The 16,158-nt window shown below is 33.5% G+C and carries 13 protein-coding genes; 4 read left to right on the top strand and 9 right to left on the bottom strand.

Features of this window, described 5'->3' with window-relative positions; genetic code table 11:
- Positions 1 to 11: 11 nt before the first annotated feature.
- Positions 12 to 749, bottom strand: coding sequence for a T9SS type A sorting domain-containing protein (locus ACXAG4_RS12735; RefSeq protein WP_475296465.1), 738 nt, complete (start codon positions 747 to 749; stop codon positions 12 to 14).
- 214 nt (positions 750 to 963) lie between these two features.
- Between ACXAG4_RS12735 and ACXAG4_RS12740 the strand changes: the two genes are divergently transcribed.
- A complete protein-coding gene (locus tag ACXAG4_RS12740) occupies positions 964 to 2,136 on the top strand; it encodes a hypothetical protein (RefSeq protein ID WP_475296466.1) in 1,173 nt (390 codons plus the stop codon).
- Positions 2,137 to 2,207: 71 nt separating this feature from the next.
- Here the strand turns inward: ACXAG4_RS12740 and ACXAG4_RS12745 are convergent, their stop codons facing one another.
- The 4 genes from ACXAG4_RS12745 to ACXAG4_RS12760 are packed head-to-tail and all read right to left on the bottom strand — an operon-like array spanning position 2,208 to position 7,646.
- The gene (locus tag ACXAG4_RS12745; protein WP_475296467.1) at positions 2,208 to 3,665 is read right to left on the bottom strand and encodes a lipopolysaccharide biosynthesis protein; all 1,458 of its coding nucleotides are present in this window, start codon (positions 3,663 to 3,665) and stop codon (positions 2,208 to 2,210) included.
- Positions 3,665 to 4,942 carry a glycosyltransferase family 4 protein gene (locus ACXAG4_RS12750; protein WP_475296468.1) on the bottom strand — a complete coding sequence of 426 codons (1,278 nt, stop codon included), beginning with the start codon at positions 4,940 to 4,942 and terminating at the stop codon, positions 3,665 to 3,667. Before ACXAG4_RS12750 ends, ACXAG4_RS12745 begins: the two co-directional genes overlap by 1 nt.
- Positions 4,935 to 7,328, bottom strand: a complete 2,394-nt coding sequence (locus tag ACXAG4_RS12755) for a YfhO family protein (protein ID WP_475296469.1) — start codon at positions 7,326 to 7,328, stop codon at positions 4,935 to 4,937. The genes ACXAG4_RS12750 and ACXAG4_RS12755 overlap by 8 nt, the downstream gene beginning before the upstream one ends.
- Positions 7,329 to 7,358: 30 nt before the next feature.
- The gene (locus ACXAG4_RS12760; protein WP_475296470.1) at positions 7,359 to 7,646 is read right to left on the bottom strand and encodes a DUF4834 family protein; all 288 of its coding nucleotides are present in this window, start codon (positions 7,644 to 7,646) and stop codon (positions 7,359 to 7,361) included.
- 159 nt (positions 7,647 to 7,805) lie between these two features.
- Between ACXAG4_RS12760 and ACXAG4_RS12765 the strand changes: the two genes are divergently transcribed.
- Both ACXAG4_RS12765 and ACXAG4_RS12770 read left to right on the top strand, forming a co-directional pair.
- Positions 7,806 to 8,840, top strand: a complete 1,035-nt coding sequence (locus ACXAG4_RS12765) for a transporter (RefSeq protein ID WP_475296471.1) — start codon at positions 7,806 to 7,808, stop codon at positions 8,838 to 8,840.
- Positions 8,841 to 8,870: 30 nt separating this feature from the next.
- Positions 8,871 to 9,989 (top strand): GTP cyclohydrolase, encoded by a 1,119-nt coding sequence (locus tag ACXAG4_RS12770; protein ID WP_475296472.1) that lies wholly within the window; start codon positions 8,871 to 8,873, stop codon positions 9,987 to 9,989.
- A 59-nt stretch (positions 9,990 to 10,048) separates the two neighbouring features.
- On the opposite strand, the gene capB is transcribed toward ACXAG4_RS12770, so the two are convergent.
- The 3 genes from capB to ACXAG4_RS12785 form a co-directional block, all read right to left on the bottom strand.
- Entirely contained in the window at positions 10,049 to 11,308 is a 1,260-nt protein-coding gene (capB, locus tag ACXAG4_RS12775; protein WP_475296473.1) for a cysteate-C-fatty acyltransferase, read from the bottom strand.
- A gap of 242 nt (positions 11,309 to 11,550) precedes the next feature.
- Positions 11,551 to 12,591, bottom strand: a complete 1,041-nt coding sequence (gene capA, locus ACXAG4_RS12780; RefSeq protein ID WP_475296474.1) for a cysteate synthase — start codon at positions 12,589 to 12,591, stop codon at positions 11,551 to 11,553.
- 76 nt (positions 12,592 to 12,667) lie between these two features.
- Entirely contained in the window at positions 12,668 to 14,728 is a 2,061-nt protein-coding gene (locus ACXAG4_RS12785) for a S9 family peptidase (RefSeq protein ID WP_475296475.1), read from the bottom strand.
- A gap of 70 nt (positions 14,729 to 14,798) precedes the next feature.
- On the opposite strand from ACXAG4_RS12785, the gene ACXAG4_RS12790 reads away from it, so the two are divergent.
- Positions 14,799 to 15,122 (top strand): YbaB/EbfC family nucleoid-associated protein, encoded by a 324-nt coding sequence (locus ACXAG4_RS12790; RefSeq protein ID WP_475296476.1) that lies wholly within the window; start codon positions 14,799 to 14,801, stop codon positions 15,120 to 15,122.
- 2 nt (positions 15,123 to 15,124) lie between these two features.
- Here the strand turns inward: ACXAG4_RS12790 and ACXAG4_RS12795 are convergent, their stop codons facing one another.
- The gene (locus ACXAG4_RS12795) at positions 15,125 to 16,153 is read right to left on the bottom strand and encodes a threonine aldolase family protein (RefSeq protein WP_475296477.1); all 1,029 of its coding nucleotides are present in this window, start codon (positions 16,151 to 16,153) and stop codon (positions 15,125 to 15,127) included.
- Positions 16,154 to 16,158 lie beyond the last annotated feature (5 nt).

A 16,158-nucleotide genomic window follows, 5' to 3' on the forward strand; every position in this document is an offset into this window, starting at 1 on the left:
TAAGTATTAAATTACTTAACAAACTTTAAACTACCACTGGCTGTTGATAAAATATAGAGTCCGGATTTTAATCTAGAAACATCAATTTTATTTGAAACAGCGCCTGCTTGTATTGCTTGCCCCATGATGTTATAAACAGTGTAACCATCTGTAATAGTAGCAGCATTTTTAAAAACGACTGCATCCGTTTTTGCGTTATAGTAAGCGTTTAATTTATTCTTATTGAAACGAGACGTTGATAATGCATTTATTTCGGCCTGACTTCTTATATACACTAACGTTGGATCACTTGCTCCGGGGCCACCATAAGTAGTAGAACCACCATCTGGCGTATAAGCCAAATAGGTTAATATTCTGTAAGTTAAATTCGTGTTTTCAGAACTCAAAGGCGCATTAGCAGGAATGGTATAATTGGCTGTAGTAACACCACCTGAGCCAGCACCTGGAAACGCATAATCATTAGGCTGTGCTACTGTTTCATTGGCCCAAGTACCATTAATCACATCATGGTTGGCTATTAGTTCATCTTGCAAACCTGCTAAAACAAAATTAAACGCATCATTAGTACCATTAGTAGACCCTAAGGTATAGGTTAGTTCAATGGTAATATTATCACCTGGTTTAAAGGTAACAGCGGTTTCACCATTAATTTGATAATCGGCTTTATTAGACCAACTAAATGTGGGTTCTACGCGCTGCGCAAATGTAATTGAAGTAAAAAAAATGAATACTAGTGTAATGTTTTTCATAATATATATATGTGTTTAGTTAATAGTTAAACCAAATGTAACCAAGCAAACAAAACATTACTAAAAACGATGCTTGACAAAAACTTGACAACAAAAAAATCATTTTTTCATAACACGAATCAGCACCTTCATTCTCACAATTAAAAAACACTATTTATTTTTTGGCACGCTGTTTGGTATTACATAAACGTATTCACATTTAAATTTACAGATTATGAAAAAAATACTATTCATTTTAGCTGGATTCATCCTTACAGGATTTACCGCTAATGCCGTTACAACCACCAAAAACAATAGTAACAACACATCTGCTTATATTGGAGGCTACAGTAATTCTTTCATATTTGTAGAAAATGGTATTGAATTCTCGGTGTTTAGAGATGGACAATTCGATTTTAATATTGTGAGAGGTAATGCGAGGTTCAATGTATCTATTGGATCACCTAACGTTCATGTTAGTTTTAATTCTGGGTATGATTATAATGCCTATGTGCAATATGACGAGTTTGGAGCTATTATTCAAATTGAAAACACACCAATTTACTATGATCATTACGGCCGTATTGTACAGGCTGGAAATGTAAACATTTTTTACAACAACTTTGGATATGTGTCTAGAGTGGGCGGTTTATACGTACACTACAACAGGTACAATACATTTTCGCACTGTACAGGCTTCATAAATGTTTATAATAGAAATTATGTATACCGCCCATGGCACAGATACTACGCAGTACCTGCGGTGAATTACTGTGTGGTTTACAACAGACCGTATAGAAGACATTACACACCAGTAAGATATGTATACTCAAGACCATTTTATAACAATTACAGACCTAGAACAGCTGTTGCGAGCAGACGCGGACATAGCATTATAAGAAACAGAAGTTACGCCACCGTTAACCGCAGTAACAGAAACATAACACGTGTTAACCGCTATAGCACAAACCGAAGCCATATGGCTAAGACTAATGCATCTAGAAAAGGTAATAACACATACAGCAGAAACAATGGTGTTAGACAAAACAATAGCTCTAGAAGTATATCTAAAAACAATAGAAACGCAAACACTATTACTAATAGAAATACAACTGTAAATAGATCTAGTAATACTAATATTACCAGAAAGAGTAATAGATACAGTAAACCACAGACAAACACGTCTAGAAACTATAAAAGTAATAACACAAAAAGAGCGCCACAAGTAGCTAAAAAAGCAACAAGAACACCGCAAAAAAGTTACCAAAGATCTAGCTCTACACAGCGTAAAAGTGTACCGCAAAGAACCGTAACAAGAAGTGTTAATAAAAATAATAACGCTAGAGTGTCTCAAAACAGACAATCATCTAGCAACAATACACGATCTACCTCTAGAAGAAGATCATAATAACTTTGGTTGGTTAGTTGGAAAGCCCTGTGATACGTTTGCCTCAAAGCAGCATCATGGGGTTTTCTTTTTTATTTTTTTAAGATTTTATTTATGTTGTACACAATATCTTCAGACAGCTTAAACTTATAAACCACAACAAGATACAACACACTAATTAATGTAGACTTTAAAGCTATATTTAGAATAGGTGTGAATGAAAAATCCCAAAAGTAAAACACAACAAAACATCCAAATATTAACATTCCTGTTTTTAAGCTATTACGCGTAAAAGGTTGTATTTTGAAGTATTTATATACAAAAAATAGTTTGGCCGAATTATAAAACACAATAGCCAAAAACGTAGCCATGGCTGCCCCATTAATGCCATATTTTGGTATAAAAACAATGTTTAAAATAAGTGTTAGCACTGCTAAAAAAACACCCAACAATAGTACAACTCTATAATAATCACTATTAAACAAAATAGCATTATTACTACCCAACATGGCATCATACAATTTTGCGGTACTAATTAACAACACCACATAAAGCCCTACACTATATTGTGTATTAATTAAAAAATAAAATTGTTTTACATTAAGCACTATCAACAAGAAGATACATCCGCTAATAATTAAAAGGTTTAATGCGCTTTTTTTATATAATTCATCTAAAGCATCAAAATCTTTTTCATTTAGATATTTAGCCGATAATGGCATTAAAATTTGATGCATAGAACGTTGTGGCACTGCAATAACCGTAGCCATGTAAACCGCTACATTATAATACGCTACATTATTTAAGTCAACTAATAGTTTACCTAACATCACCTTATCCACATCTAACAAAATACTAGCTACAGAGCCTGCAATTAATATAAGCGACGTGTATTTTAAAATAGCTGATATATTACCAATTTTTTTAAACACTATAACTGGTACGCGCACACTAAATGCATAAAACATCATAACAAGCATGCGTATTAAATACATACATACCAAGCCCACCATAAACTGCTCTACTGTTAACAGCTCTAAATACAAACAAAATAATAAAACCATGGAAGCCATTCTATGAAAAACCTCTTTCATAAAATTACCAAACACCGTTTTCATTTGCACTTTTGCCCAGGCAAAAAACACTTCAAAATACGCCAAAGCAATAGCAATAACAATGGTGTGCCACACGTAATTTTTTATAAGTGTATTTTTAGAAGCTAGAAAATCACCTACAGCTTCATAACACACATACCCAATAACACTTACAGGCACAATAACAACTAATGGCAATAAAACCATTATTGTTAAGAAACTATTTAGTGAAACACGCGTTTTAAACGTACTGTAAAATTTAACCAAGGTATTGTGTACGCCAAAGGCCATTAATGGCATCATAACATGTGCTGCAGATAGCATAACCCCTACCATACCGTAATATTCACCAGATAGGAAATTGGTGTATAAAAATAAGGTGTTAATTGCGCCAATAATAAAGCCTAAATACGTAGAGGCTACATTTTTTAAAGATTGTGATGCAACGATACCCATTATATAATTGTAGCTAACTGTTGTGTTAAAGCCTCTCTGCTATACTTCTGTAAACCAACTGCATGTACTTTTAAATTATTATTTCTATAAGCCTTGTAATGATTTAAAATAGCAGCTTTTAATGCTTCATAAGCATTGTAATTAAAATACAGTCCGGTGTTGGTTTCTTTAATAATGTTTTCAACATCAGAACCTTCAGGACCTAATGAAATTATAGGTCTGTTTGACACCATATACTCAAACAACTTACCTGGAATAATGCATCGTGTTTCTTCTGAATCAATTTCAACTAACAATAATACCTGTGATTTTTTTTGAAACACAATAGCTTCTTTATGAGGCAAATAACCAAACATATTTACACAGTCACTTAAATTATGTTTTTTTATAGACTGTAATATATCATCACTAACAGCGCCAATGAAATTGAGTTGCAAATCATGTTTAAATTCAAGATTTTTTTGCACCAAGTCTTGCAACACGCGCCATAAAATTTCAGGGTTTCGTTTTGACAACAAAGACCCAATATGCGCTATAGAAAATTTAGTATCTAACGCTACGGGGGGCACATTCTCATAGTCATAGCCATTAGTAATAACATCAATAGGTTTATTGGTGAGTTTAGTAAATTCCTGCTTAGTTACAAAACTAGTAACCACTACCCTGTCTGCTGTATTCAATACCTGCTTTTCTAGAAACAAATGTTTCTTTTTAGCCCATTTTGTGAGTTTAAGTTTTTTGTGATACCCAATGGTTGTCCACGGATCTCTAAAATCTGCCAACCACTTAACGTGTAATTGTTTTTTTAATTGCATACCAATTAAATGTGAACTATGCGGCGGACCAGTAGTAATAACAACGTCTACTGGATTTTTTTCAATATATTCTGACAGATACTGAGTAGCAGGCGCCACCCAATGTTTTCTAGCATCTGGAATAAAAAAATTACCACGCACAAATAGCATGGTTTTTTCAATAAAGCTCTGGTTTTTATAATCTGAAATAATCCCCTTACTTATGGTATTTGATTTCTTTTTTGAAAGAAAACTTGCCAACTTGTAAGGCTCTTTAATAGGAAGCTTTAATAGTTGCAAATCTTTTGAAACATCTTGAGTTAAACTAACATCAGTTAAAGCATAATTGGGATTTTCAGGAACAAAAACAATAGGTTCTACATTAAAATTTGGCAGGTATTTTACAAATTTCAACCAACGCTGTACGCCCGGGCCACCCGCAGGCGGCCAATAATACGTTATTATGAGCGCTTTTTTAGGCACCTTTTTCTTGTGTTTTCTTAAATTCAAAAAACAATCCTCCTGCTAGCAAAAGCACTAATAAAACCGAACTACCTAAAGCAATACGACTACCTGTTTTAACCACTTGCGGATCAAAAACAAATTCAATAGTATGTGTGCCTTTTGGTATTTGCATACCACGCAATGTGTAATTAACACGCATGTGTGTTGTTGGTTTACCATCTAAAAGTGTTTTCCAGCCGTTACCATAATAAACCTCTGAAAATACCGCAAAACCATCGTGATTGTTGTTAGATTTGTACTTTAAGTAATTAGGAGCAACTTCCTGTAGCTCAATATTTGATAGAGAATCTACTTCAAAAATTTGTTTTGCAATGGTACCATGTGTGTAAACGGCTTTGTGTTTAGTATTTAAACTATCTAAAGCTAAAATTTCAACGTTGGCCGTAGCTACCTTTTCTACAGTTTTTACAAACCAAGCATTACCATTAGCCTCATCATTTAACAATGCCGATGGGCCTTTTTCACCATCAATAATTACATATTTTGTATTAAGCATGTTAAGCACATTTATATTGTTTTTCGCAATATAAAAATCGAAAACTTCGCGATAGCGTTTTAATTCTGCAGCATTATAGCCATTTAATGAGTTATGGAAATACGATGCTCTAGTGCGATTTTGCAACCCTTCATTAGTCACATCAAACACTCTAAAATGACCTTCGTCTTTTAAAATATCGTTATCAGCTGCCGTGGCTGAAAATGGCTTATTCACTTTAATAGCTGCTACAAAATCGTCATTATTCACATAACGCCTATCAACAAGCACCAAATCGAATAAAATAAGTATAGCAAAAACTGTAATAACGCCGGTTTCTTTTAATTTCTTTTTTAGAAAGAAAAACACAGTACCCGCGGCTAGTAGCACCAAAACTAGGGTGCGCAAAGTATCGGCAGTAAACATAGATTTTCTGTCATCTTTTACAGCGTTTAGAAAATCTTGTCCGTAACTTTGCAAATAGTACCCATCATTTGCACCAGAAAAAGTAAACAATGTGTTTTTGAACAACAAAAATACAACAGCTAAACCTGCCGTTATAATGGTTGTATATTTAAGCGCTATAAATTTTTCATCTTCTTTTTCAAAATCGTTAAGCAATCGTGCTAAAGCAAATATACCCAACACAGGTACACATAATTCTAGTATAACCTGAATAGAACTTACGGCTCTAAATTTATTGTATAGTGGCACATAATCAATAAAAAAATTGGTTAAAAACCCTAAGTTTTTACCATAAGAAAGCAGCAAAGACATTACTGTACCACCTACTAACCACCATTTTAAGCGACCTTTTACTAAAAACAACCCTAAAACAAACAAGAAAATAACCACCGCACCCACATAGGCAGGCGCTTCAACAATGGGCTGATTACCCCAATATGTTGGCGCTTCTTGAGACCTGAATTTTTTATAGGTTTGTGAATCTTTCCCAACATGTTCAAAATTTCCACCACCCATAAAACGCGGTATGTACAAATTAAAAGTCTCAACAATACCGTAACTAAACTGAGTGATGTAATCTCTATCTAAACCCGAAGTAACTTCTTTAGGTGAACCATCTGCATTAATAGTTAATTCACTTTTACCTCTGGTACTTTCTTTTACGTATTCTTGGGTTGCCAAAACACCTGTAGCATTTAAGCCAATAGATAAAATTACAGCTAACACCAATACCCCAACCGATTTAAAATAATGCGGTAACACCTGTTTTTTAAATGCATCTATTAAGTAAACAACGCCTAAAACAAGAACCAATAGCAGTAAATAATAGGTCATTTGAAAATGGTTAGACACAATTTCTAACCCCATAGCCACCGTAGTTAATAAAAAACCAGCAATATATTTTTTTTGAAACGTTAGCAATATACCACTTAAAACCAGTGGCATATAAGCAATAGCATGTGCTTTACTATTATGCCCAACGCCTAAAATTATAATTAAATAGGTTGAAAAGCCAAATGCAAGCGCACCAACAGCTGCCAGTTTAAAATCTACTTTTAATACCAGCATTAAAACATAAAAACCTAATAAATACAAGAATAAATAATCGGCAGGTCTTGGCAAGAACCGCAGTGCTAAATCTAACTTTTTTATATAATTATGTGGATATTTAGCACCTAATTGATAGGTTGGCATACCGCCAAAGGCACTATTTGTCCAATAGGTTTCTTCGCCTGTTTGCGCCCTATAATCTTTTTGTTGTTTAGACATCCCAATGTATTGTTTGATGTCACTTTGAAAAATAGCTTTTCCTTGTAAAACAGGACTAAAATATGCTAAAGATATAACTACAAACCCCAGTAAAACAAGTATATGAGGCCAGATTTTTTTAAATGAAAGTTGCATGAAGGTGCTTTAAAATCAATGGTTGTGAAATTAATCAATTTCTTCGAAATCCACGTAATCTCCAACATCTTTATTTGACGTTTTACGCGTTGGTATTTTATCTATTGTAACTTCGCCCTCTTTTTTAGGTTTTTCTTGAGTTTTTCTATTTTGAAAATTCCCATTAAACTGTTGCCCAAAGCGCTCTTCGGCTTTTTTGGCTACAAACTTTATTAAAAATGGCGAAAACAAACGTGCTAATATTTTAACACCAAAATAAATTAACAAAATGATAAGAATCATTTTTACTAAACCTGTGGCAGATGCAAATTGTTGCATGAAAATTCTTTTTTAAAAAACAAAAATACAATTCTATATACTTAAAAAACGTTTAAAACTGATAAAAAAAGTATAAAATATATATATTTGATAACTAAATTTGAGGTAACAGCCCCTTGCAACAACCCCTATTTTGTTCTTTATAACACCTAATTTTTAATGATGAAGCCATACAAATCTATCTTTGCAGCCTTAATGTGTTTTTTAAGCTTACACGCTTTTAGCCAATATACCGATGTTATAAATTCTAACAGACCTGGTGTTTCTAGAAGTGCGTTTTCAGTAGGTAAAAACGTAGTACAATTTGAAGTTGGCCCTTATTTTATAAAAGAAAAACGCACACCAGCAACCACTTACGAAGTTTCTGGCTTAGGTGCAGATTTTGCAGTACGCTACGGCTTTTTATTTGAGCAATTAGAAATTAATATAGAAGGTGCTTACCAAAATGATACAAAAACATACACCTACCAAGAAGGTGCCGAAGAGGATAGAGCAAACTTTAAACATTTGGCTTTAGGTGCTAAATACTTAATTTTTGATCCCTATAAAAATGAAGAAGCTAACAAGCCAAATCTATACAGCTGGAAAGCTAATCACAGTTTTAAATGGCGCAATTTAATACCTGCAGTTTCAATTTTTGCAGGAATTAATTATGATACTAAAAACAACCCTTATACCGCTCCAGGTGTTGAAGGCATTAGCCCAAAAGTAATGATTGCTACACAAAATAATTTTTCTGGTGGTTGGGTTTTTGTTATGAATTTAATTAAAGACCGCATTGGTACAGACCAATCTGATTTCCAATATATACTTACCCTTACACATGCATTTAACCCTCAATGGGTTATTTTTGGTGAAGCTCAAGGCATTAAAAGTGATTTTTATGCCGATAACTTATTTAGAGTTGGTGGCGCGCGCTTATTTGGAAAAGATTTTCAGTTAGATGCGGCTATAACCTTTAATACCAAAGACACGCCATCTGTTTTTAATGCTAGTATAGGCGCCTCTTACAGGTTAGATTTTCATAAAGACCCAAAAATAGATAATGGCACAAGCGCTGAAGATGAAGGTGATAGACGCGATAGAAAAAACGGTAAAAAAAGATCTAAAAAAGCCTCTAAAAAGCGTAAAAATACTACCGATGAAGATGATAGCCCTAAAAAACAAAAAAAGCAAAGCATAGATTTTGATTAAACGAAATAACCCTAAAGACGTTAACTGTATATGATTACAATTAAAGAAGTTAGCAATAAAAAAGACTTAAAAACCTTTGTTAAATTTCCATTTACACTCTATAAAAATTCACCATACTGGACACCACCAATTATTAGTCAAGAGCTAAAAACTTTTGACACCAATGAAAACCCTGTATTTAATGATGCTGAGGCTACATTATTTTTAGCTTATAAGAATAATACCGTAGTTGGTAGAGTGGCGGCCATTATAAATTGGCTTGAGGTAAAAGACCAAAAACAATTAAAAATGCGTTTTGGCTGGTTTGATTTTATAGATGATTTAGAAGTATCAAAAGCGTTATTAAACAAAGTTGAAACAATAGGAAAAGCACACAATTTAGAATATACCGAAGGGCCTGTTGGGTTTTCAAACCTTGATAAAGTTGGTGTTATTACAGATGGTTTTGAGCATAATGCGCCTATGGTAACATGGTATAATCACCCCTATTACGCAAAACATTACGAAGCTGCTGGATTTAAAATTGAAAAAAGATATATAGAAAGTAAATTTCCGTTTAGCAATGTAAAACCTGAAACCTTTGAAAAAGCACAAGCACTTATAAAAAGACGTTACCAACTTACCGCATTAAACTTTACTAAAACATCAGAAGTTATGCCGTATGTTGATAAAATGTTTGATTTATTTAATAAAACCTATGCTTCCTTATCGTCATTTGTAGCAATAACCGATATTCAAAAAGCCTATTTTAAAAAGAAGTTTATAAGTTTTGTAAACCCAGAATACATAAAGTTTGTAGTTGATAAAGATAATAATTTAATAGGCTTTGCTATTGTAATGCCTTCATTTGCAAAAGCTTTACAAAAAGCCAATGGCAAACTGTTCCCATTTGGTTTTAGGCATATTTTAAAAGCTAAAAAGCACAGTAAAGATGTTAATTTTTACCTTATTGGTATTCATCCAGATTACCAAAATAAAGGCGTGCATGCGGTAATTTTTAATGAATATTATAAAACATTTACTGAAAAAGGTATAGAATTTTGCTATAGAACACCAGAACTAGAAGACAACATTGCCATTCATCAAATTTGGAAACATTTTAACCCTGAAGTGTACCGAAAGCGTAAAACGTTTAGAAAAGATTTATAAAAACAAAAAGTCCGAATTTTAAATTCGGACTTTTTTTATGAGAATAATTAATTAGTTTATTACTCACCCATTGCTGCCATAACAGCGGCAGATAAACGCTTATAAGTACCGTTTTCTAACCTGTCTCTAATCCCTTCAAAGGCAGCAAGTGTTTCATTTACATCATCTAAGGTATGTGAAGCCGTAGGTATTAATCTTAATAAAATTAAACCTTTTGGTATTACAGGATACACTACAATTGAGCAGAATATACCGTAATTTTCACGTAAATCTTTAACCAAAGCCATGGCTTCAGGAATACTTCCTTTTAAATATACAGGTGTTACACAACTTTGTGTAGTACCAATATCAAAACCACGATCTTTTAAACCAGACTGTAAAGCTGTTACATTTTCCCAAAGTTTTGCTTTTAATTCTGGCATGGTTCTTAACATTTCTAAACGTTTTAAAGCACCAACCACCAACTGCATTTGTAGTGATTTGGCAAACATTTGAGAACGTAAGTTATATTTTAAATAATCTATAATTTCTTTATCACCAGCAATAAAAGCACCGGTACTTGCTAAAGATTTTGCAAAGGTTGCAAAGTATACATCAATATCATCTTGCACACCTTGCTCCTCACCTGCACCTGCACCCGTAGCACCTAACGTACCAAAACCGTGTGCATCATCTACAAATAATCTGAAATTGAATTTCTTTTTTAAAGCTACTATTTCTTTTAAGCGTCCTTGTTCGCCTCGCATACCAAAAACACCTTCAGAAATAACTAAAATACCACCACCGGTTTGTTCTGCCATTTTAGCGGCACGCTCTAAGTTTTTTTCTAAACTTTCAACATCGTTGTGCTTGTAAGTAAAACGCTTACCCATGTGTAAACGTACACCATCAATAATACATGCGTGTGCATCAACATCATACACAATAATATCATCTTTAGAAACCAAAGCATCAATGGTAGATACCATACCTTGGTAACCAAAGTTTAAAAGGTATGCCGCTTCTTTTTTCACAAATGAAGCTAATTCATTTTGAAGTTTTTCATGCAAATCTGTGTGACCAGACATCATACGTGCGCCCATTGGGTATGCAGAACCGTATTGTGCAGCAGCTTCAGCATCAACCTTTCTTACTTCTGGGTGATTTGCTAAACCTAAATAATCGTTTATACTCCAAGTAATAACTTCTTTCCCTTGAAATTTCATTCTATTTGAAATTTCTCCTTCTAATTTAGGAAACACAAAGTACCCTTCTGCTTGTGATGCCCACTTACCTAACGGCCCTTTGTCTTTATAAATTTTTTCAAATAAATCCTTCATTTAAAAATGTCTTAACGCTATTTAATTCTAAGATAACACTAATTAAGGTGATTGTTTTCTGTGTTAAACAAGTCCATTTTTTAAGAACAAAACATATTAGTTTAATACCTTAGTTAGTTGGTGCAAAATTAATTATTTAATTGTTTTGAACATAATTTTTAGCACGCAATTATTATAAAATAAAAGAGATTAAATTTTGCTTTTAAACAAAATACAATCTCTTTTATATAAAAGTATATTTTTTACTTTATATATTGAACTTTTTCAAGTGTTTCTTCATTAACACTATCAAAAAATCCTTGATCATTCATCCATTTATCACTGTAAACTTTACTCATGTATCTTGAACCATGATCTGGAAAAATAACCACTACTTTATCGCCTTTTTTAAAGGTTCCTGCTTCTCCTAATTGTTTTAAGCCTTGTACTACAGCGCCTGATGTATAGCCTACAAACATACCTTCTGTTCTGGCAATTTCTCTTGCAGTGTGCGCGCTTTCTTCGTCTGTTACTTTTACAAATTCATCAATAACATCAAAATCTGTAGCTGCAGGAATTAAATTTTTACCTAAACCTTCAATACGGTAAGGGTAAATTTCTTTTTCATCAAACTCACGTGTTTCGTGATATTTTTTTATAACCGATCCAAAAGCATCAATACCTATTACTTTAATATTAGGGTTTTGCTCTTTTAAATACCTAGCTGTACCCGAAATAGTACCTCCCGTACCACTACAAGCCACTAAATGTGTGATATTACCTTCTGTTTGTTCCCAAATTTCAGGACCTGTAGAGTGGTAATGCGCATCAATATTTAACTCATTAAAATACTGGTTAATGTACACTGAGCCTTTACGCTCTTGGTGTAACCGTTTTGCAACCTCGTAATAAGATCTAGGATCATCGGCACTTACGTGCGCAGGACACACATATACTTTGGCGCCCATGGTTTTTAGCATGTCTATTTTATCTGGTGAAGATTTAGAGCTTACTGCTAATACACACTCATAGCCTTTTATAATACTAACCATAGCTATACTAAAACCTGTATTGCCTGATGTAGTTTCAATAATAGTATCGCCTGGTTTTAAAATACCTTTTCTTTCGGCTTCCTCTATTATATAAAGTGCTATTCTATCTTTAGATGATTGACCCGGATTGAAAGATTCTATTTTTGCATAGAAATCACCTTCAAAATCTGAGGTTATTTTATTAAGCTTAACAAGCGGGGTGTTGCCAATTAAGTCTAAAAAACTGTTGTAAACCTTACTGTCTTGTTTCATTAAATGCTTTTTAAAGGGCGCAATGTATTATTAAAACGCGACTTAAAACCTGACAAAAATAAGTTTTTTTTTTAAATTAAGCATTAATACCTTCTAAATCTAATAAAAAAGCATATTCTAGGGCCACTTCTTTTAAACTTTCAAATCGGCCAGAAGCACCACCATGCCCCGCCTCCATATCGGTTTGTAATAGTAAAATATTGTGGTCTGTTTTTAAGTCGCGTAGCTTAGCTACCCATTTTGCAGGTTCCCAGTATTGTACTTGCGAATCATGCAAACCTGTTGTTACTAATACATTGGGGTATGCTTTAGCTTCTACATTATCATAGGGTGAATATGATTTCATGTAATGATAATAAGTTTCTTCATTAGGGTTGCCCCACTCATCATACTCGCCTGTGGTTAATGGTATGGTGTCATCTAACATGGTAGTAACCACATCAACAAATGGTACAGCTGCAATAACACCATTATACAATTCAGGATTCATATTCATTACAGCCCCCATAAGTAAACCACCTGCTGACCCGCCGTAAGCGTACAAATGTTTGCTAGATGTGTACTTGTTTTCTATAAGATATTTAGATACATCAATAAAATCATGAAAGGTATTTTTTTTGGTAAGCAATTTGCCGTTTTCATACCAGTCTCGTCCTAAATATTCACTACCTCTAATATGTGCTATGGCATAAATAAAACCACGATCTAATAAACTTAAACGAATAGAAGAAAATGACGGATCTACGGTAGCGCCATACGATCCGTAGGCATATTGCAACAAGGGGTTTTCGCCATTTAAAACCACATTATTTTTATATATTAAAGATACGGGTACTTTAACACCATCGCGTGCGGTAACCCATACACGTTTTGTTGTATAATTGGCTTTATTAAATGTACCACCCAATACTTGTTGTTCTTTTTTTATAGTGCTCTGTTTAGTTTCTAAATCATAATCAATTACAGAACTTGGTGTATTTAAAGCATTAAAACCGTAGCGTAGTGTGTTACTTTCAAAATCTGGGTTACTGCCAATGTAAGCGGTGTAGGTTTCAGAGTTAAACGGCAAGTAGTAATCTTCTTCACCATTCCAACTCATGATACGTAATTTATTCAAACCGTTTTCACGTTCATTTACCACCAAAAAGTCTTTAAAAATTTCAATATCCTCTAACAAAACGTGGTTTCTATGCGGTAAAACTTCTTCCCAATTATTAATATTTGTGGCGGTTTCGGGTGTTTTTAAAAGTTTGAAATTGGTAGCACCATCATTGTTTGCCATTATATAAAAGGCGTTGTTATAATGCGAAATACTATACTCTAAATCGGGTTGTCTTTCTTGAAATATTGTGAAATCAGCCTCGGGCGTATTGGCATTTAAAAACCTATACTCGGTAGACAAGGTACTTGAAGAACCTATAACAATGTATTTTCTAGATTTTGTTTTGTAAACGAAGGTATTGAAGGTATCATCAGTTTCATAAAATACTTCAACATCATTACTAACAGGAGCTCCTAAAATATGTTTGCATATTTTATGGGAACGTAGTGTTACCGCGTCTTTTAAAGCATAAAAAAGCGTTTTATTGTCATTTGCCCAGGTTATGCTACCAGTGGTGTTTTTAATGGTATCTTTTAAAATTTCGCCTGTTTCTAAATTTTTTATTTGCACAGTATATTGACGCCTACTTACCAAATCGGTTGTGAAAGCGGCTAGCTTATTATCTGGGCTAATAGCTATGCTGCCTAACTTAAAATACGTTTGGTTTTTGGCCATTTCATTACAATCAAACAATACCTCTTCTTCGGCATTTAGTGTTCCCTTTTTACGGGTGTAAATTGGGTAACCTTTATCTTTTTCAAAACGTGTAATATACCAATAGCCGTTTAATTTATATGGTACAGTTTCATCATCTTCTTTAATACGGCCTTTCATTTCTTCAAAAAGTGTGTTTTGAAAAGCTTCAGTATGCTTTAAAATACGGTTTGTGTAGTCATTTTCGGCTTCTAAATAATCTATTACAGCTTGGTCTTCTCTGTTATTAAGCCAAAAATAGTTGTCTACCCTAACATCATTATGTGCTTGAAGTTTTTTGGGTATTTTTTTTGCTTTTGGTGGCGTTATGGTCTTTTTCAAATTAATGTTAAATTTTAGCGCACAAATATAAAATTAAATAGTTTTGTATTTATAAAAAAATTGATACGATATGTTTGGAGATATGATGAATATGATGGGTAAACTTAAAGAAACCCAGAAAAAAGTTGAAGAAACAAGAAAACGTTTAGATACCGTTTTAATTGATGAAGCTAGTACAGACAATAAACTTAAAGTGACTATTACAGCCAATAGAGAAATTAAAGGCTTAGACATAGACGATGCGTTACTTGAGGACAAAGAACAACTTGAAGATTACTTAGTTTTAACACTTAATAAGGCTATTGAAAAAGCCTCTAAAATAAACGAAGCTGAACTTGCTGCTGCTGCCAAAGAAGGCTTACCGAATATTCCGGGTATGGATATGTTTAAATAAAGTTATTGGTTAAAATTAGTGTTTTTTAAAATCTTTAACAGTACTTCATGCATATCATTAGTATAATCTAAATGTGTTACCATACGCAGTTTATTGCTTCCCATGCTAATAATGTGAATGTTATGTTCTGTTAGTTTATTTAAAAAATGTGTTTCGTTAACATCGGGGTTTAGCTCAAAAATTACAATATTGGTTTCAATAGGCTCAACTTTTTTTATGATTGATAAACCTTTTAGTATGTCACCAATATCTTTTGCTTTTTGATGATCTTGGGCTAAACGCTTAATATTATTGTCTAAAGCATAAATACCTGCGGCAGCCAAATATCCTGCTTGCCTCATATTTCCGCCAAAAACTTTACGAATTCTTTGAGCATTTTTCATTATAGAAGCATCACCAACTAAAACAGATCCTACAGGGCACCCCAAACCTTTACTTAAACAAACTGATATAGTATTAAAAACTTCACCATATTGCTGGGTGGTTTCATTTTTAGCAACTAAAGCATTCCAAAGTCTGGCACCATCTAAATGAAGTCCTAAATTTTTGTCTACACACAGGTTTTTAATTTTTTCAATTTCAGCAAAATCCCAACAAGCACCGCCACCTTTATTAGTAGTATTTTCTATAGCTACTAAGCGGGTTTCGGCATACCAATAATCGGCAGGATTAATAGCTGCTTCAACCTGTTCTGCTGTAAACCTACCATTATTACCTTGTAACAATTTACAAGATACACCACTATTAAATGCAGCACCACCAGACTCATAATTATAAATATGCGCATAGGTATCACAAATAACCTGATTACCTGGTTGCGTGTGTAATTTAATAGCGGTTTGGTTGGCCATAGTACCGCTAGGAAAAAACAAAGCACCGTCTTTACCAAACATATTAGCAACCTTTTGCTCTAAAAGGTTGATAGTTTCATCTTCACCAAAAACATCGTCGCCTACAGAGGCTTGCATCATAGCATCAAGCATTTGGGCACTTGGTTTGGTAACGGTATCACTTCTTAGGTCTATTTTCATTACAT

The sequence above is a fragment of the Seonamhaeicola sp. ABD4_175 genome (assembly GCF_056160885.1).